The sequence below is a fragment of the Kitasatospora purpeofusca genome (assembly GCF_036010405.1).
GTDB classification, from domain to species: domain Bacteria; phylum Actinomycetota; class Actinomycetes; order Streptomycetales; family Streptomycetaceae; genus Kitasatospora; species Kitasatospora purpeofusca.
In genome coordinates this window covers 5,798,732-5,816,127 of sequence record NZ_CP108561.1, presented here as the reverse complement: position 1 = coordinate 5,816,127, position 17,396 = coordinate 5,798,732, and the positions used below count along the sequence as shown (strand labels likewise).

Here is a 17,396-nt window from a genome sequence, read left to right as displayed (position 1 = left end):
GTTCGGTGCTCCCGCAGCCCCCCGGCTGCGGGAGCACCTTCAACGCTTCCCCGGCGCTGGACTCCACTGTGCACCGCGCCGATTGACGTTCGATAAACGTCGGATTGCCGGCCTGCGGATCGACAGAACCGCAGGTCAGCGGGGCCGAGCCCGCTCCTCGTACGGCGTGCGCGCCCCGGACGCACCACCTCCGCCCGCGCCCCGTGCTTCCGGGGAGGGGGGGTGCCGTCGGCCAACCGCCACGAGTTGGCCGAAAACGGACCCCATGGCGGAGTGATCACGCATATTCTCGGATTCCAGTACACACACAAGTGCACTTCTCCGGTGGAGCATCCGGCAAAAGGCAGCGCGGCGGCGCTCCCGCAGTGCAGAGTGTCCCTGTGCAAAGAGTCTGTGCAAAGTGTCAGAGTGCAGTCAGCGTGGCAATGCAGTCAGTGTGACGCGGGGAGCGTGACGTACCGCCACCGGCAGCGGGCCGGCGGGGCAGCGCGGGCGCCGGGAGGACACGGCGGTCCTGCCTCGCGCCTCGACCGGCCGACCGGAGGCCCGGCCGAAAGGTGCCTCTCAATCGTGACGACCGGACAGATATCGGATCCGTTCCCCATCGACGAGGACGCGGGCGGCGGTCCCGACGTCCTGCGCCGCCGGGCCGCGCGCGCCCTGCAGGCGGTCGCCTTCGACACGATCGGCACCGGATACGCGGAGGCGTTCCCCTCCAAGCACGGCCAGCTGGCCTGCGGGCGCCGGTTGCTGGCCCGGCTGGAGCCGGGCGCCTCGGTGCTGGACGTCGGCTGCGGCAGCGGCGAACCGACCGTCCGCCAGCTGGTCGCGGCCGGGGCCCGGGTCACCGCCGTCGACCTGTCCGACGTCATGCTGACCCTGGCCCGGGAGGCCCACCACCCCGGCCCGCACCCGCCGGCCCTGCACCGCATCGACATGTACGACCTCGCGACCGAACGCGCCGACTCGGCCTGGAACCTGCCGGAGCTCGGGCCCGCCGGGCGGGGCACCTTCGACGCCGTCACCGCGTTCTTCTCCCTGATCCTCCTCCCCCAGGACGAGATCCCGACCGTGCTGGCCCGGCTGCGCGCCCTGCTGCGGCCCGGCGGACTGCTGGCGCTGGGTATGGTCGAGGCGGACCTGGACCACGTTCCGCTGCCCTTCCTCGGGCGGGAGCTGCGGATCAGCGGGTACCTGCGGGAGGATCTCGAACGGGTCCTGCTGGACGCCGGGTTCGTGATCGAGGAGCAGGAGGGGCGTCCGTACGCGCCGGCCAGCACCACGCTGCCGCCGGAGGAGCAGCTCTTCCTCCGCTGTCGGCGGGTCGGCTGACGACCGGTCGGCACCCGCCGGGTCCCGGCGGCGCCGGCGGACCGGAGCACCACCGCACACCACAGAGCAGCAACAGGCCCCAGACCGTACCGATCCCAGGACAGGCACCCGTGCGCGACCAGCTCAAACCCGAGGCCGGACAGCCGCCTGCCCTGCCGACCCCGCGCCGACCGCCGTCACCCCCGCCACCACCGGCCCGGGCCGGGTCCCAGCAGCCGGACCAGCCGGAGCAGCAGGACCAGCAGCCCCGGCCGCCGGACCGGGTCGCCGAGCGCCTCGCCTACCTCGACTCCGCGACCCGGCGGATCAACAGCGCGCTGGACCTGGTCGCCACCCTGCGCAACGTCGGCCGGGTCCTGGTCCCCGCCCTCGCCGACGCCGCCGTCGTCCACCTGCGCGACCCGCTGCCGAACGTCGAACGCGAGCCCGGCTTCCCCGAGCAGCTGAGGATCCACCACAGCCAGGGCACCCGGCTGGGCCGGCGCGGCCGCCCGGCCGGCGACGACGGGCGCGACCGCTACGGGGACCGCTACGGCAGCCGGTACGGCGCGCGTTCCACCGCCGACACCGGCCCGGCCACCCCGGTCACCCGCGGCGGCGCGCTCGCCCACACCCTGCTCAGCCGCCGCCCCGCCGAACCGGTCGTGCTCGGCTCCGCCGAGGACACCGGCAGCGCCCGCACCACCGAGCTGCTGCGCGAGCTGTACGGCGCCCGGGGCCTGGCCAGGCTCAGCCCGGGCACCTCGGTGCTCGCCCTGCCCCTGCGCGGCCGCAAGGCCGTGCTCGGACTGCTGGTGCTGATCCGGCGCCCGGAGGACAAGAGCGGCCGGCCCGGCTTCGACGCCGCCGACACCGCGACCGCCACCCACCTCGCCACCCAGGCCGGGCTGGCCGTGGACACCGCGCTGCGGTACGCCCGCGAGTGGGAGATAGCCAACGAGCTCCAGCGCAGCATGCTGCCGCTGCGCCTGCCCCAGCCGCACGGCGTCCGGCTCGCCCAGCGCTACCTGCCCGGGGAGCGCGGCGCCCAGGTCGGCGGCGACTGGTACGACGCGGTGCCGCTGCCCGGCAACCGGGTCGCGCTGATCGTCGGCGACGTGATGGGCCACTCGCTCACCTCGGCCGCCATCATGGGCCAGCTCCGCACCAGCGCGCAGACCCTGGCCGCCCTCGACCTGCCGCCGCACGAGGTGCTCTACCACCTGGACGAGCAGGCCCAGCGGCTCGGCCGCGAACAGCACCTGGCGACCTGTGTCTACGCCGTCTACGACCCGATCGCCAACCGGGTGGTGCTCGCCAACGCCGGGCACGTGCCGCCGGTGCTCGTCCAGCCCGACGGCACGGCCGAACTGCTCGACCTGGAGGCGGGGGCGCCGATCGGCGTCGGCGGAGTGGACTTCTCCTCCGTCGAACTGCCCGCGCCGCCCGGATCGGCCCTGCTGCTGTTCACCGACGGTCTGGTGGAGACCCGCAGCCGACCGCTCAGCGACGGTCTCGAACTGCTCCGCGCCCGGCTCTCGGGCACCCTGCGGCACGCACCCGAGCACCTCTGCCAGGAGGCGCTGCGGATCCTGCCGCCGGGCGACCGGGGCGACGACATCGCCCTGCTGGCCGCCTGCTTCGACGGCATCCCGGCCGGGGACGTCGCGCACTGGTACCTCCAGCCGCGCAACGAGACACCGGGGCGGGCGCGCCGGCTGGCCGCGCACACCCTGCGCCGCTGGGGGCTGGAGGAACTGACCGAGGCGACCGAGCTGATGGTCAGCGAACTGGTCACCAACGCCGTCCAGCACGCCACCCGCCCGGTGACGCTGAGCCTGGTCCGCACCACCCGGCTGCGCTGCGAGGTCGGGGACGACAGCCCGCTGCTGCCCCGGCCGCGCCGGACCGGGCCGGAGGACGAGCGCGGACGGGGCCTGCAGATCGTGGCCCGGTGCGCCGAACGCTGGGGCGCGACCCGGCTGGGCACCGGCAAGGTGGTCTGGTTCGAGCAGCGGCTGCCGTAGTACTCGCGGCGGACAAGGGGCTGCCCCGGCGCGGTACGCCGGGGGCAGCCCCTGTGTCGTGCCCGCGCGTGCCCGGCCGTGCCCGACTCAGACCCGCTCGGGCTGCTTCGCCCCCGGGTCGGCGGCGGCCGCGCCGGCCGCCGGCTCCAGCCGGGCCATCAGCTGCTCGCCCTCCATGTCCACCCGCGGCACCACCTTGTCCAGGCTCTTCGGGAACCACCAGGCCGCCCGCCCGAACAGCGCCATCGCGGCCGGCACCAGGGCCATCCGCACCACGAAGGCGTCCACCAGCACGCCCACCGCGAGCGCGAAGCCGATCGGCTGGACGATCGGGTCGTGGCCGAAGACGAACGAGCCGAACACCGCGACCATGATCAGCGCGGCCGCCGTGACCACCCGGGCGCCGTTCTTCACCCCGGCCACCACGGCCTCGCGCGGCGCGATGCCGTGCACGTGGTGCTCCTTCATCCCCGAGACCAGGAACAGCTCGTAGTCCATCGCGAGCCCGAACAGCACGCCGATCAGCAGGATCGGCACGAAGCTGACCACCGGGCCGACCTTCGGCACGTCGATCAGGCCGTCCAGCCAGCCCCACTGGTAGACCGCGACGACGGCACCGAGCGAGGCCGTGATCGAGAGCAGGAAGCCGGCCACCGCCTTCAGCGGCACCAGGATCGAACGGAAGGCCAGCGCCAGCAGCACCAGCGCGATGCCCACGATCACCGCGACGAACGGCGGCAGCGCGTCGCTCAGCTTGGCGGAGACGTCGATGTTCGCGGCCGTGGTGCCGGTGACGTCGATCCGCGCGCCGGTCTCCGCCCGGAGGGCGTCGCGCTGGTCGCGGATGTCGGTGACCAGCTGCCGGGTGTCGGCGTGGTCCGGGCCGGTCCTCGGGATGACCGGGACGAGCGCGGTGCCGCTCGGCCCGTCGAACTGCGGCGGGAGCAGCGTCTGAACACCCGGCAGCGCGCCGAGCCGCCCGGCCACGCCCTGGACCGCCTGCTCCGGCTGCGCCGCCCCGGCGGCGTCGACCACCACGACCAGCGGCGCGTTGAAGCCGGGGCCGAAGCTGTGGTCGACGAGGTCGTACGCGGTGCGGGCGTCGGTGCCCTTGGCCTGCGAACCGCCGCCCGGCAGGCCGAGGGTGAGGCTCGCGGCCGGCACGGCGAGCGCGACCAGGGCGGTGAGGCCCACCAGCAGCACGGCGAGCGGACGGCGCACCACGAAGCCAGCCCAGCGCTCGCCGAGCGTCGTGCGCCCCGTGGTCCGGCGCCGCCGGACCGGCAGCCGGTCGATGCTCCGGCCGGCGAAGCCGAGCACCGCGGGCAGCAGGGTGATCGCCACCAGCACCGCGACCACCACGGCGGCGGAGGCGGCCAGGCCCATCACGGTCAGGAACGGCACCCCGGCGACGGCCAGCCCGGCCAGCGCGGCGACGACGGTGAGTCCGGCGAACACCACCGCGCTGCCGGCGGTCGCGTTGGCGCGGGCGGCGGCCTCCTCCGGCTCCAGGCCCTCGGCGAGGTGGCGCCGGTGCCGGGAGACGATGAACAGGGCGTAGTCGATGCCGACCGCCAGGCCGACCATCAGCGCCAGCACGGGCGCGGTCGAGATGACCTCGAAGGAGCCGGCCACGGTGAACACCCCGGCCATCGCGATCCCGACCCCGACCAGCGCGGTGACCAGCGGGAGCCCGGCCGCGACCAGTGACCCCAGGGTGACCACCAGGACCAGCCCGGCCACGATCAGGCCGATCACCTCGCCGCCGTCGACCTGGGCCATCTTGTTGTAGGCGTCGCCGCCGAAGGCCACCGTGACGCCGGCCGCGCGGGCCGGGTCGGCCGCCGCCCTGACCGCGTCGCGCTGCTGGTCGGTGATGTCGCCGAGCTTGCTGTCGAAGGAGACCAGGCCGAGCGCGACCGTGCCGTCCGGGGAGACCGCTCCGGTGGCGTAGGGGTCGGGGATGCCCGCGACACCGGGGACGGCGGCGATCCGGGCGACCGCCTCGCCGACGGCCCGGGCGTTCTCGGGGCCCGCGATGCCGCCGGCCGCGTCGCTGCGGAAGACCACCTGGGCGGAGCCGTGACCCTGGGCCGGGAAGGTGTCCTTGATCCGGTCAAGGGTGGCCTGGGCCTCGGTCCCGGGGACCTTGAACTCCTCGGTGGTCTTGCCGCCGAAGGCCGCGGCGGCGCCGCCGATCGCGATCAGCAGGGCGAGCCAGACGGCGAGGACGGTTCGTCTCCGGCGGAAGCAGAGGCGGCCCAGGCGGTACAGGTACGTGGCCATGCGTGCACCTTCGATCGGGTCGTTCGGGCAGGCGGGAGCGCGGTGCTCGGTCGTCCTCCTCACCGTACGCGCAACCTTGTCGCATGACAAAGTCGACCGACGCGAACAGTCGACGAGATCATTCGATCCGGTTGTCCGAACATGGCGATACCCTGGCCCAATGGCTCATGTCCCGGCCGCCGAGCGGCGCCCCCAACTGATCCAGGCCGCGATCGACCTGATGGCCCGCGAGGGGATCGCCGCGGGCAGCACCCGTGCGATCGCGGCGGAGCTGGGCGTGGCACAGGCGACGGTGCACTACACCTTCGGCACCAAGAAGGACCTCTACCGGGCCGTCGTCGAGCAGCTGACCGCCGAGTTCATCGGCCAGGTCCGGGCCTCGGCCCCCGCCGAGGGCCCGTTCGGCGAGCAGGTCCGGACGATGGTCCACGCCCTCTGGGACAGCGCCGTCGGCGAGGACGGCAAGTGCGCCCTGATCACCGAGTTCTCGGCGATGGCGCTGCGCGACCCGGACCTGCAGGAGACCATGCGGGCGCTCCAGCACGAGATCGAGGACACCGCCGCCGCGCTGCTCACCGGGCTCGCCGCCGCGCACGGGCTGACGCTGCCGGTGCCCGCCGGGGAGGTCGCGGTGTACTTCCTGGCCGGCTTCAACGGCCTGAGCGACCGCTACCTGGTCCTCAAGGCCGCCGGCGAGGACCCGGAGGCGGAGTCCCGCCGGGCGCTCGACCTGCTCGTGGCCACCACCGTCGGCCTCTGCCTCGGCGCGGCCGCGCGGACCTGAGCGGCCGCGCGGGGGCAGGCACTCCCGATGCGGGCCCCGCCCCGGTCAGGACTGGACGATCCGGACCGGCAGCTCGGCCAGCACCTCCCGCAGCGAGGCGGCGAAGCGGTCGTACTCGCCACTGCGGGCCGAGCCCGGCCGGGCGGTGAGCCCGATCCGGCGGCCCGGCGCGGGCGCGGCGAAGCGGACGGCGGCCAGCCGGTCGGCCCGCCCCGCCTCGACGTCCAGCGCGGTGGCGGGCAGCAGGGTCACCCCGAGACCGCCGGCCACCAGCTGCACCAGGGTGGACAGACCGGCCGCCCTGGTGGTCGAGCCGCCGGGGTCGGCGCCGACCTCCCGGCAGATGTCGAGGGCCTGGTCGCGCAGGCAGTGACCCTCCTCCAGCAGCAGCACGTCCAGGTCGAGCAGCACGTCGCGGGCCACGTCCACCTGCCCGGCCAGCTCGTGCTCGGGCGGGGTGACCAGGACGAAGTCCTCGTCGAACAGCGGGATGTCCCGGGTCGGCGAGGCGCCGCCGGCCGGCAGCGCGAGCAGCAGGACGTCCAGCCGCCCGGCGGCCAGGCCCTCCAGCAGCGAGGGCGTCCGCTCCTCGTGGACGTGCAGCTCCAGCTCCGGGTAGCGGTCGCGGACCAGCCGCAGCACGGTCGGCAGCAGGTACGGGGCGACGGTCGGGATGACGCCCAGGTGCAGCGGCCCGGTGAAGGGCCGACGGGCGGCGTCCACCTCCTCGGTGAGCGCCTGCACGGAGGCGAGCACCCGGCGCGCGTGCTCCAGGACGCGCTCACCCAGGGGAGTGATCATGACCCGGCGCGTCGTACGCTCGACGAGCTGCGCGCCCAGCGACTCCTCCAGCGCCGCGACCGCCCCGGAGAGCGCCGGCTGGCTCGTACCGGTGGCCGCCGCGGCCTCCCGGAAGTGCCGGTGCTCGGCCACCGCGACGAAGGCCCTGAGCTGCGCGACCGTCGGCGACCGGGGGCTGCGCGAGGTGGCGTTCCCCACAGTGGCGTCGGGTTTACGGGCGGGGGCCCTGCGACGGGCGGGGCGGGAGGGGGGCATGGGACTGTTGATAACCATCTCCGATCAGTCACATCGAGTGTAGCTATTTCCCTGATCAGTCCACGATGTGGAATGGTGGAGACCGTTCCGCAAAACGGACAAACTCCCCTCGTCTCAACTTCAGGAGAAGCGAACGTGCTCACGATCGGTGACAAGTTCCCCGAGTTCGAACTCAACGCCTGCGTCGACCTGGACGCCGCGAACGCCTTCGCCGAGATCAACCACAAGTCCTACGAGGGCAAGTGGAAGATCGTCTTCTTCTGGCCGATGGACTTCACCTTCGTCTGCCCGACCGAGATCGCCGCGTTCGGCAAGCTGAACGACGAGTTCGCCGACCGCGACGCCCAGATCCTCGGCGTCTCCGGCGACTCCGAGTTCGTGCACCACGCCTGGCGCAAGGACCACAAGGACCTCCGCGACCTGCCGTTCCCGATGCTGGCCGACGTCAAGCACGACCTGATGCGCGCCTGCGGCGTCGAGGCCGAGGACGGCACCGCCCAGCGCGCCGTCTTCATCGTCGACCCGAACAACGAGATCCAGTTCGTCATGGTGACCGCCGGCTCCGTCGGCCGTAACCCGAAGGAGGTCCTGCGGGTGCTGGACGCCCTGCAGACCGACGAGCTGTGCCCCTGCAACTGGACCAAGGGCGAGGACACCCTCGACGCCCAGGCCCTGCTGGCCGGCTGACCCATGGCCCTCGACGACCTGAAGTCCGCCCTCCCGGACTACGCCAAGGACCTCAAGCTCAACCTGGGCTCGGTCATCGGCAACTCCGACCTCCCCGCCCAGCAGCTGTGGGGCACCGTGCTCTCCTGCGCGATGGCCACCCGCAGCCCCGCCGTGCTGCGCGAGCTGGAGCCCGAGGCCAAGGCCAACCTCTCCCCGGAGGCGTACAACGCCGCCAAGGGCGCGGCTGCGGTCATGGGGATGAACAACGTCTACTACCGGACGCTGCACCTGCTCTCCGACAAGGAGTACAGCAGCATGCGGGCCGGTCTGCGGATGAACATCATCGGCACTCCCGGCGTCGAGAAGGTCGACTTCGAACTCTGGTGCTTCGCGGTCTCCGCGATCAACGGCTGCGGCCAGTGCCTCGACTCGCACGAGGCCGTCCTGCGCAAGGCCGGCGTCGACCGCGAGGTCGTCCAGGCCTCGATGAAGATCGCCGCCGTCCTCCAGGCCGTCGCCGGCGTCCTCGACTCCGAGGCCGCCCTGGCGGGCATCACCGCCTGACCCCGCACCACCACGAATCGGGCCCCTTGCCCCCGGACTCCGGTCCGGGGGCAAGGGGCCCGTTCGCATGCCCGCATTCCCCCCACACCCACCCCGCCCCCCGACTACAGTCCGAACCGGACCGAACACGCATCCCGGAGAGGAACAGCCGCATGCCCGACACAGGGGGGAACGCAGGGTTCCAGGTACGACCGGAAGAACTGGAGGCTGCGGGACGTACCGCAGCCGAGACAGCGGCGCTGATCCCTCAGGAGACCAAAGCTCTCCTGGACTCGTCGGACCAGGCCGAGGCCAAACTCCACGGGTTCCGGACGGCCTCCGCGCTCAACGACTGCACAGACTCGTGGAGGACCCTGCTGAACGACCTCCACACCGAGATGGGACGCCAAGGCCAGCACCTTGCGGAATCAGGTCGGGGCTATCGCAGTACCAACAGCCAGGTGGCCACCCACTTCGCCGGCGGCGGATCCCCCGGAGGACCCGGCCCGACCCCGGCGCAACAGGCAAACTTCGTCCAGCATTTCGGTTAGGCGGACCGATGGACATCGCCACTCTGCGCGACACCGACTTCACCGCCATGTACGGCACCGCCGACGGCTACGCCAAAATCTCGGGCCGGTTCAGCGCCCACACGACGAGCTGGAAGAACGGGGTCGACGGCAGGGTCGCGACTTCGGGCTGGTCCGGCTCGACATCGGCAGCAGCTCGTACCACGCTGCAAGGCACAACCAACAAACTCACGGCTGCCCAGACCGAGCTCCGACTGATCAGCGACGTCATCCGCTATGGCGCCGATGCCCTGATGCTGGCGCAAGCCAAGCTCCGGAAGGCGCTTGACGACCTTCGGACTGCCGGGATGACGATCAATGAATGCGGCGACATCTCCTGGCCCGCCACAACGTACTCCGACCATCATGATCCGGACTACAACCCGAAATCCACGGCGACCGCCATCAGTGCACGCATCACAGCCGCGCTGACCGACGCCGGGACAGCGGATCAAACTGTCTCCGATCGGCTCCGGCACTACACGCAGCGCGCGCGCGACGGTTCCGGCCTCGACCCTGTGGCTGCTGTCAGTGACCAGGTCGATCCACAGCTCTCCGCGATCTCCGTCGTGACTGCGGCGCTGCCCCGACAGGACGCACCGCCGACCGAGGTGAACGCCTGGTGGCAGGGGCTCACCAGCGACGAACAGCAGCGGTTGATCAAAGATCATCCTGATCTGGTCGGGAATCGCGACGGTATTCCGGCCGTCGATCGCGATCAGGCAAACCGCTTCGCGCTGCCGAAGCTCATCGACAAGTACGAACAGAAGACGCAACCTCTCTCCGACGAGGACCAGCGCAAGCTGGACGGATTCCGGAGCATCCGGGAGCGACTCAAGACTGCATCGGCACAACCAGGGAGCCGACCACCGGTCTACCTGCTCGGAATCGGCGAGGAAGGTCAGGGCCGTGGAATCCTCTCGTTCGGAAACCCGGACACGGCTCAGAACGTCACATCATTCGTAGGAGGCCTCAATACCGAACTGAAGCGTGTTGGTGGCGGCGATGCCGACCGGGCCAAGGCTGTCTACGACGCCGCTCAACATGCCGATCCGTCCCGTTCCACCGCATCAATCGTCTGGCTCGGTTATGACCCGCCCCTCAAGTCCGGCTCCGGCCTGCCGGTCCCCGCCATCGTCTCCGACGACCGGGCCCAAGCAGGGGCGGATGCCTACAACAAGTTCCTCGCCGGACAGCGTGCAACCCATCAGGGCGCGCCTGCACATGTCACGGCGCAGGGCCACAGCTACGGTTCGCTGCTCGTCGGCCTGGCTGCCCAGCGACCCGGAGGGCTGCCGGCCGACGACGTCATTCTCGTCGGAAGCCCTGGCGCCGGCGCAAAACACGCGTCGGACTTCAGTGTTGGCGCCGACCATGTGTTTGTCGGGGCGGCGGACAACGACTACGTCTCGCATGCGCCGAGTGGGCTCGGCGCCGTGGGCCCGGCCCTGGACCCCAACGGTGCCTGGTTCGGCACCGATCCGGCGACCACCGAGTTCGGCGGAACTCGTTTCCGGGTTCCGCCGGGGCCGCTCGACGGGAGCGCGCACTCCGGCTACTGGGACGACAGCCAACGTGATGACAAGACGTCGGTCCACAATATCGGGGCGATCGTCAGCGGGCGTTCCGACCTGGTGGAGAAGGTGGGCGGCAGATGAGTCGGCAAGGTGAGCAGGGCGCTTCCCGGCATCCGGTCGGTGGTGTCGGTGGCCGACCGGGTGCGGCGGCGGGCCGGGGCGGGTGGCGGAGGCTGGCGGTCGCCTACTGGGTGCTGGTGGGGGTCCTGGTGGTCGGGTGGGTCGCGGGGGCGTCGCTGCTCTCGTTGTTCGCGCTCGACGAGGACTGGCACGTGGACCGGGCCGCCCGGGTCGTTCTGCTGCCGCTGGCAGGACCGGCGGCAGGGGGGCTGCTGGCCTGGGCGCTGCTGGTCGTCACACCGGCCCGGCGCTGGGAGAGCGGGGCAAGATCGGCGCTGGTCGCCAACGGCGCACTGCTCGGCTGCGTGGGAGCGCTGGTCTGGATGGCAGTGCTCGCCGCGCACTGAGCGGACATCGGACGGGCCCCTCGCCCCGGACTCCGGTCCGCGGCCGAGGGGCCCGATTCGTGATTTGTCAGGGGGTCGGGGGGCGGGTGGCGGCTTCGCGGGCGGCTTCGAGGGCGGTGAAGACGGCCTGGCCGGCCTCGTTGCGGCGGCGGAGGTGGGTGACGACGGTGTTGGTGACCGCGATCAGGGGGACGGCGACGATGGCGCCGCCGATGCCGCCGATGATCGATCCCGCCGCCACCCCGAGGACGACGCCGAGCGGGTGGACCCGGACGGCGCGGCCGAGGATCAGCGGCTGGAGGACGTGGCCCTCGATCTGCTGGACGGCGATCAGGACCACCAGCACCATCAGCGCCGTCCACGGTGTCGTGGTGACGAGCGCGATCAGGACCGCGACGGTGCCGGTGACCAGCGCGCCGACCAGCGGGACGAAGGCTCCGAGGAAGATGATCACCGCGAGCGGCAGCGCCATCGGCACGCCGAGCAACTGGATCCCGACGCCGATGCAGACCGCGTCGATGAACGCCACGCAGACGGTGCCGCGGACGTAGGCGGTGAGCGTGGCCCACGCCTTGGGGCCCGCGCCGGCCATCGCGTACCGGGAATGCCTGGGCAGGCCGCGCAGTGCCCAGTTCCAGATCCGCTCGCCGTCGTAGAGCAGGAAGAAGGTGGTGAAGAACGCCAGCAGGACGGCCGTCAGCACCTCGACCGCGATCTGCGCGCCGGTGAGGCTGGCGGAGGTGATCTGCTCGCTGTTGGTGCTGATCGCCTTGGTGATCTGGTTGGCGAAGTCGGTGATCTGCTGCTCGGTCAGGTGCAGCGGCCCGGTGATCAGCCAGTCCCGCAGTTGGTCGACACCGGCCTTGACCTTGCTGGTGACGGTCTCCAGGTTGGTGGTCACCTGCCAGACCACGAACCAGCCGACCAGCCCGATGCCGGCCAGTCCGCTCATGAACACTCCGCCGGCGGCCAGTGAGCGCGGGACCCCGTGCCGGCGCAGCCAGGAGACGGTGGGCTCCAGCAGCGCGGAGATCAGCAGCGAGGCGAGCACCGCGAAGGCGACCAGCCGCAGCATGTCGACGATGTAGAAGACGACGTAGAGCGCGGCACCGAGCAGCAGCAGCCGCCAGGTGGACTCGGCGGCGACCCGCAGGCCCCACGGCACCGCCTCGGCGGGGGTGGCGGGCCGGCCGAAGTGGCCGTGCGGAGGCAGCGGGGCGGCGGGAGCGGCCACCGGCGCGGCGGTGGCCGCCGCAGTGGGCACGGCAGTGGGAGCGGTCGCAGGGACGGGGGCGGGCGGTGCGGCCACCGGGACGGGCGCGGCGGCGACCGCCGCCGCCACCGGTACGGCGGCACCGCGCGGGCCGGGCAGCGGACCGGGCAGCAGGCGGGCAGCCGCAGCCGCCGCCGGATCCACCTGGTCCACCGGGTGCGGCGGATGGAGGGTCTCGTGGAAGTCGGCCGCCATCGCGGCCCGTCGGCGCCGTTCGATGACGGCGGCCGCGCTCGCCACCACGGCCATGCCCTTGGCCACGGCCTTGAAGGCCTTTCCGCCCCGCGCCATGCTCGTTACCACTTCTCCCCGCCGGAGCCGCCCGGTGCGGCGGCACGCCGTGGGTCCCGCCACGGCCGTCAGGGACAGACGCTACCCGGCCGCGGTGCGGTGAGTCCGCCCGGTGAGCGCGATCCGCCCGGGTTCTTGCGGCGGGGGGCCGGTCGGGCGGGGGGCGATTCCGGGGCAAACCCGGATGTCCCCGGTGGTTTCAGGCACAGGACAGCGGGGAGGAGTCGGGCGGGAACCAGGAGCCGCCTGTCGGCGGACCGGCCGGTGCGGGGAGCTACCAGGACCCCTCCCCGTCCCCGCGTCCGCACCCAGGACCGCACCGCCCGTGGCGCAATGGTCAGCGCCACCCGGGCGGCGCGGCCCGCTCCCGGACCGACCGCACCCGAGGAGCCGCAGCCCAGCGCCGCGGCCCGAAGAGCCCCGGCCCGGAAAGCGAAACGCCGAGGCCCCCCGATCGTGATCGGGGGGCCTCGGCGGGCGTTCCTAGTACCAGTGGTGCGACTGCCAGAACGACCAGGCGCCACAGGGGCTGCCGTAGCGGCTGTTCATGTAGCCGAGACCCCACTGGATCTGGGTGGCCGGGTTGGTGCGCCAGTCGGCACCGGCCGAGGCCATCTTGGAGCCGGGCAGCGCCTGGACCAGGCCGTACGCGCCGGAGCTCTTGTTGGTGGCGGTGTAGTTCCAGCCGCTCTCGCGCTTCACGATCTGGCTGAAGCACTGGAACTGCGCGTCACTGCCGATGATCTGCTGGGCCAGCTCCTGCACCGAACCGGGGCTGACCGAGACCGGCGGAGTCGTCGGGGCACTGTCGGTGGCGGCCATCGCCGAACGCGCCTTGGAGCGGTTGGCGGCGGCCTCGTCGGCCTTCCGCTTCTCCTCGGCGGCCTTCGCGGCCTTGTCCGCCTCGACCTTGGCGGCAGCGTCGGCGGCCACCTTGGCGGCGGCGTCGGCCTTGGCCTGCGCCTCGGCGGCGGCCTGCTGGCGCGCTGCCTCTTCGGCGGCCTTCTGCTCGGCAGCGGCCTTGGCGGCGGCGTCGGCAGCGGCCTGCTGGGCGGCCGCCTGCGAGCCGATGTTGTCGCTGATGGTCTGCGCCTGGGCGCCGGAGGGGACTTCGGCAAGCAGCGTCGCGCCGGCGACGTCGACCGTCTGCGTCGTCTTTGCCTCGCTGCCCGCGCCCATACCAACAACGGCGCCGACAGCGGTGACGGCGGTGGCGGAGGCGACAGCGACTCCCCGGACCGAGATCCGAGTCACATGGATTCCTTCCAGCATCGCCCACGCGTGACCGTACAGGCGCAACATGCCCCTTGGCGCTGCCCTCCGTACGGTGCTGGTCACGGGAGGTACTGACCCGGCGTCCGGTCGAGGTGAGGCGACCGGGCGTTGTGATCGGGCGGCGTACGGCTCAGGTCTTCAATTGTGCGTCCACTGACCGGAGTTGGTGGACCGTCCGGGCCGGACCCCCGATCTCCCGGAAGCCCTGCCATGCCGTACGCGGGGCCTGACAGAACCCTCACCATGCCGCACCGGGCACTGTCGACGCAATTCCCTGTTGCGTGGCGGATGTCACATTCACCGTACCGGCGTTCACCGGACAGAAAGCACTCGATGTGATGAAAGGGACAAGGGCCCGCTCCCTCAGGAGCGGGCCCTATACCGGGAATTGACTGTTTTGTCCCTAACTGCCCATTGGTTTCCGGAAAGTCCGGAAAGTCCGGAAGATCTGGAAAGTCCTGGCCGTCCGGATCAGGGCTGGACGTCCTCCAGCATCTCCGTGACGAGCGCGGCGATGGGGGAGCGTTCGGAGCGGGTGAGGGTGATGTGGGCGAACAGGGGGTGGCCCTTGAGCTTCTCGACGACGGCGACGACGCCGTCGTAGCGGCCGACGCGCAGGTTGTCGCGCTGGGCGACGTCGTGGGTGAGGACCACCCTGGAGCCCTGGCCGATCCGGGACAGCACCGTCAGCAGGACGTTGCGCTCCAGCGACTGCGCCTCGTCCACGATCACGAAGGCGTCGTGCAGGGAGCGCCCCCGGATGTGGGTCAGCGGCAGGACCTCCAGCATCCCCCGGGAGATGACCTCCTCGACCACGTCCGGCGTGGTGACGGCCGACAGGGTGTCGAAGACCGCCTGCGCCCAGGGGCTCATCTTCTCCGACTCGGACCCCGGCAGGTAGCCCAGCTCCTGGCCGCCGACCGCGTACAGCGGCCGGAACACCATCACCTTGCGGTGCTGCTGCCGCTCCAGGACCGCCTCCAGCCCCGCGCACAGCGCCAGCGCCGACTTCCCCGTACCCGCCCGCCCGCCCAGCGAGACGATCCCCACCTCCGGGTCCAGCAGCAGGTCCAGCGCCACCCGCTGCTCGGCGCTGCGCCCGCGCAGGCCGAAGGCCTCGCGCTCGCCGCGCACCAGACGCACCCGGCCGTCGCCGGCGACCCGGCCCAGGGCCTTCCCGCGCTCGGAGGTGAGGACGAGGCCGGTGTGCACGGGCAGGTCGGCGACGCCGGGGACGTCGACGCCGGCGTCGTGGCCGGCGGCGAACAGCGCGTCCACGTCGTCGGCGTCGACGTGGAGCTCGGCCATGCCGGTCCAGCCGGAGGTGATCGCGAGCTCGGCGCGGTACTCCTCGGCGAGCAGGCCCACCGAGGACGCCTTGATCCGCAGCGGGAGGTCCTTGGAGACGACGGTGACGTCGTATCCCTCGGCCTGGAGGTTGCGGGCGACCGCCAGGATCCGGGTGTCGGCCTCGCCGCCGCCAGCCCGGTAGCCGACCGGCAGTATCGAGGTGTCCGAGTGGTTGAGCTCGACCCGGATGGAGCCGCCGAGCTCGCCGACCGGGATCGGCTCGTCCAGGCGCCCGAACCGGATCCGGAAGTCGTCGAGCAGCCGCAGCGCCTGGCGGGCGAAGTAGCCCAGCTCCGGGTGGTGCCGCTTGGCCTCCAGCTCGGTGACCACGACCACGGGGAGGACGACCTCGTGCTCCTCGAAACGGGTCATCGCCAGCGGGTCCGCCAGCAGCACACTGGTGTCGAGAACGTACGTCCGCCGGTCTGGTGTCCGGCGGCTCTTGGAACTGACCACTAGGCCTCCAGGGCGGATGACCCTGCGTCATCCGCGGCAAGCCGGCCCCGCTGCCCCGGTGGCCTCGGAGCCGGTCTGATCGGAGTATTCCCAGGCGGGGGGCGGTGCATTCGCGCCCCCGAAGAACTGACGGATCATTGCGGATGAACGTTTGGCCTCGCCCTGCCACCGGGTAGGCCAGCTCTTACGGCGGTCAATCCCGACGCCCCGGAGGACGCCGCTCCCCGGCACGAGGACATCGCTCCCCGGCACGCCGCGGGCGACGCTCCCCGTCGGATCCCCGGTGCCCCCGTCAGAGCCCCAGCCGCCGGTTGCGCTGCTCGAAGGCGCGCAGTGCCCGCAGGAAGTCCACCTTGCGGAAGGCCGGCCAGTACGCCTCGCAGAAGTAGAACTCGCTGTGCGCGCTCTGCCAGAGCAGGAAGCCCGAGAGCCGCTGCTCGCCCGAGGTGCGGATCACCAGGTCCGGGTCGGGCTGCCCCTTGGTGTACAGGTGTTCGGCGATGTGCTCGACGTCCAGGACCTCGGCCAGCTCCTCGATCGAGGTGCCCCGGCCGGCGTGCTCCTGGAGCAGCGAGCGGACGGCGTCGGCGATCTCGTGCCGGCCGCCGTAGCCGACGGCCACGTTGACCGTGATGCCCTCGATGCCCTCGGTCTCGTCGGCGGCGCGCTTCAGGACGTCGGCGGTGTGCTGCGGCAGCAGGTCCAGCGCGCCGACCGGGTTGACCCGCCAGCGGCGGGCGGCGGCCAGGCCGGTGACGGCGTCCTCGATGATGCCGAGCAGCGGGACCAGCTCGTCCGCCGGGCGGGAGAGGTTGTCGGTGGAGAGCATCCACAGGGTGACGACCTTGACGTGGGTCTCGTCGCACCAGCCGAGGAACTCGCTGATCTTGTCGGCGCCGCGCTGGTGGCCGTACGCGGTGGAACCGCCGGTCGCCTTGGCCCAGCGGCGGTTGCCGTCGAGGATCACCCCGATGTGGTGCGGGGTGCGGGCGAGGTGCACCTCGACCCGGCGACCGTAGAGGCCGTACATCCCGTCCAGCAGGACGCGCAGACCCGGCGTGCGTTCGACGACATCGCGCAGACCCATGGTTTTCGGCCCCTCCGTGCTCACTTCAGCGGGTGCTTCAGAACCCCCGGCGCAGCCTACTCCCGCGCTGTGGCGGCAGGGAAAGCCGCAGGTCGCGGGAGGGTCACGGTCCTGTGCGGACTCTGTCGCCGCAGGCCGGGCGCGAGTGGCCGGAAGGTACCCGCGCGGCGCCCCGGGGGCGGCCGGGGGAACGCCCGGCGGCCGGATACGGAACGGTCTCTGCTTCCTTAAGGAATCCGTAAGCCGACGGTTCAATGCTTGACGACCCCCAATGGTCTAGTCCAGCTTTTGTGCCAGGGCGGAACGCCGTACCGGAACCGCCCCCCTCCAGGCAGTACTGCGGACCTCCCCTCCCCCACACGCGGCCGCCGCGCC

General features: G+C 72.2%; 13 protein-coding genes. 7 read left to right on the top strand and 6 right to left on the bottom strand.

The window, feature by feature from the left end; all coding sequences use genetic code 11:
• Positions 1–603: 603 nt before the first annotated feature.
• Both OG715_RS25590 and OG715_RS25585 read left to right on the top strand, forming a co-directional pair.
• Positions 604–1,332, top strand: a complete 729-nt coding sequence (locus OG715_RS25590; RefSeq protein WP_266271825.1) for a class I SAM-dependent methyltransferase — start codon at positions 604–606, stop codon at positions 1,330–1,332.
• Between the two features lie 110 nt (positions 1,333–1,442).
• Positions 1,443–3,338, top strand: coding sequence for a SpoIIE family protein phosphatase (locus OG715_RS25585; protein WP_266271276.1), 1,896 nt, complete (start codon positions 1,443–1,445; stop codon positions 3,336–3,338).
• A gap of 87 nt (positions 3,339–3,425) precedes the next feature.
• On the opposite strand, the gene OG715_RS25580 is transcribed toward OG715_RS25585, so the two are convergent.
• On the bottom strand, positions 3,426–5,624 hold the full coding sequence (locus tag OG715_RS25580; RefSeq protein WP_266271275.1) for an MMPL family transporter: 2,199 nt from the start codon (positions 5,622–5,624) through the stop codon (positions 3,426–3,428).
• Between the two features lie 160 nt (positions 5,625–5,784).
• On the opposite strand from OG715_RS25580, the gene OG715_RS25575 reads away from it, so the two are divergent.
• Entirely contained in the window at positions 5,785–6,408 is a 624-nt protein-coding gene (locus OG715_RS25575; protein ID WP_266271274.1) for a TetR/AcrR family transcriptional regulator, read from the top strand.
• Positions 6,409–6,453: 45 nt separating this feature from the next.
• Here OG715_RS25575 and OG715_RS25570 read toward each other — a convergent pair whose 3' ends face one another.
• The gene (locus OG715_RS25570; protein WP_266271273.1) at positions 6,454–7,407 is read right to left on the bottom strand and encodes a LysR substrate-binding domain-containing protein; all 954 of its coding nucleotides are present in this window, start codon (positions 7,405–7,407) and stop codon (positions 6,454–6,456) included.
• Positions 7,408–7,599: 192 nt separating this feature from the next.
• Between OG715_RS25570 and OG715_RS25565 the strand changes: the two genes are divergently transcribed.
• The 4 genes from OG715_RS25565 (at position 7,600) to OG715_RS25550 (ending at position 11,289) form a co-directional block, all read left to right on the top strand.
• Complete coding sequence (locus OG715_RS25565; protein ID WP_266271272.1) at positions 7,600–8,151, top strand: peroxiredoxin; 552 nt, start codon at positions 7,600–7,602, stop codon at positions 8,149–8,151.
• A 3-nt stretch (positions 8,152–8,154) separates the two neighbouring features.
• On the top strand, positions 8,155–8,697 hold the full coding sequence (locus tag OG715_RS25560; protein ID WP_266271271.1) for an alkyl hydroperoxide reductase: 543 nt from the start codon (positions 8,155–8,157) through the stop codon (positions 8,695–8,697).
• A 538-nt stretch (positions 8,698–9,235) separates the two neighbouring features.
• The gene (locus tag OG715_RS25555; protein WP_266271270.1) at positions 9,236–10,903 is read left to right on the top strand and encodes an alpha/beta hydrolase; all 1,668 of its coding nucleotides are present in this window, start codon (positions 9,236–9,238) and stop codon (positions 10,901–10,903) included.
• Positions 10,900–11,289 (top strand): hypothetical protein, encoded by a 390-nt coding sequence (locus OG715_RS25550; protein ID WP_266271269.1) that lies wholly within the window; start codon positions 10,900–10,902, stop codon positions 11,287–11,289. Before OG715_RS25555 ends, OG715_RS25550 begins: the two co-directional genes overlap by 4 nt.
• A 67-nt stretch (positions 11,290–11,356) precedes the next feature.
• On the opposite strand, the gene OG715_RS25545 is transcribed toward OG715_RS25550, so the two are convergent.
• The 4 genes from OG715_RS25545 to OG715_RS25530 form a co-directional block, all read right to left on the bottom strand.
• The gene (locus OG715_RS25545; protein WP_266271268.1) at positions 11,357–12,853 is read right to left on the bottom strand and encodes an AI-2E family transporter; all 1,497 of its coding nucleotides are present in this window, start codon (positions 12,851–12,853) and stop codon (positions 11,357–11,359) included.
• Between the two features lie 483 nt (positions 12,854–13,336).
• Positions 13,337–14,107, bottom strand: a complete 771-nt coding sequence (locus tag OG715_RS25540; protein WP_266271267.1) for an aggregation-promoting factor C-terminal-like domain-containing protein — start codon at positions 14,105–14,107, stop codon at positions 13,337–13,339.
• Between the two features lie 492 nt (positions 14,108–14,599).
• Positions 14,600–15,934: a PhoH family protein gene (locus OG715_RS25535; RefSeq protein ID WP_266271266.1), complete on the bottom strand. Its 1,335-nt coding sequence runs from the start codon at positions 15,932–15,934 to the stop codon at positions 14,600–14,602.
• 292 nt (positions 15,935–16,226) lie between these two features.
• Entirely contained in the window at positions 16,227–17,021 is a 795-nt protein-coding gene (locus OG715_RS25530; protein ID WP_266271265.1) for an isoprenyl transferase, read from the bottom strand.
• Positions 17,022–17,396: the final 375 nt, after the last annotated feature.

Coding starts and splice junctions, on each gene's coding strand:
- OG715_RS25575 (WP_266271274.1), top strand. CDS start 5,785: ATGGCTCATGTCCCGGCCGCCGAGCGGCGCCCCCAACTGATCCAGGCC.
- OG715_RS25550 (WP_266271269.1), top strand. CDS start 10,900: ATGAGTCGGCAAGGTGAGCAGGGCGCTTCCCGGCATCCGGTCGGTGGT.
- OG715_RS25560 (WP_266271271.1), top strand. CDS start 8,155: ATGGCCCTCGACGACCTGAAGTCCGCCCTCCCGGACTACGCCAAGGAC.
- OG715_RS25580 (WP_266271275.1), bottom strand. CDS start 5,624: ATGGCCACGTACCTGTACCGCCTGGGCCGCCTCTGCTTCCGCCGGAGA.
- OG715_RS25555 (WP_266271270.1), top strand. CDS start 9,236: ATGGACATCGCCACTCTGCGCGACACCGACTTCACCGCCATGTACGGC.
- OG715_RS25545 (WP_266271268.1), bottom strand. CDS start 12,853: ATGGCGCGGGGCGGAAAGGCCTTCAAGGCCGTGGCCAAGGGCATGGCC.
- OG715_RS25530 (WP_266271265.1), bottom strand. CDS start 17,021: ATGGGTCTGCGCGATGTCGTCGAACGCACGCCGGGTCTGCGCGTCCTG.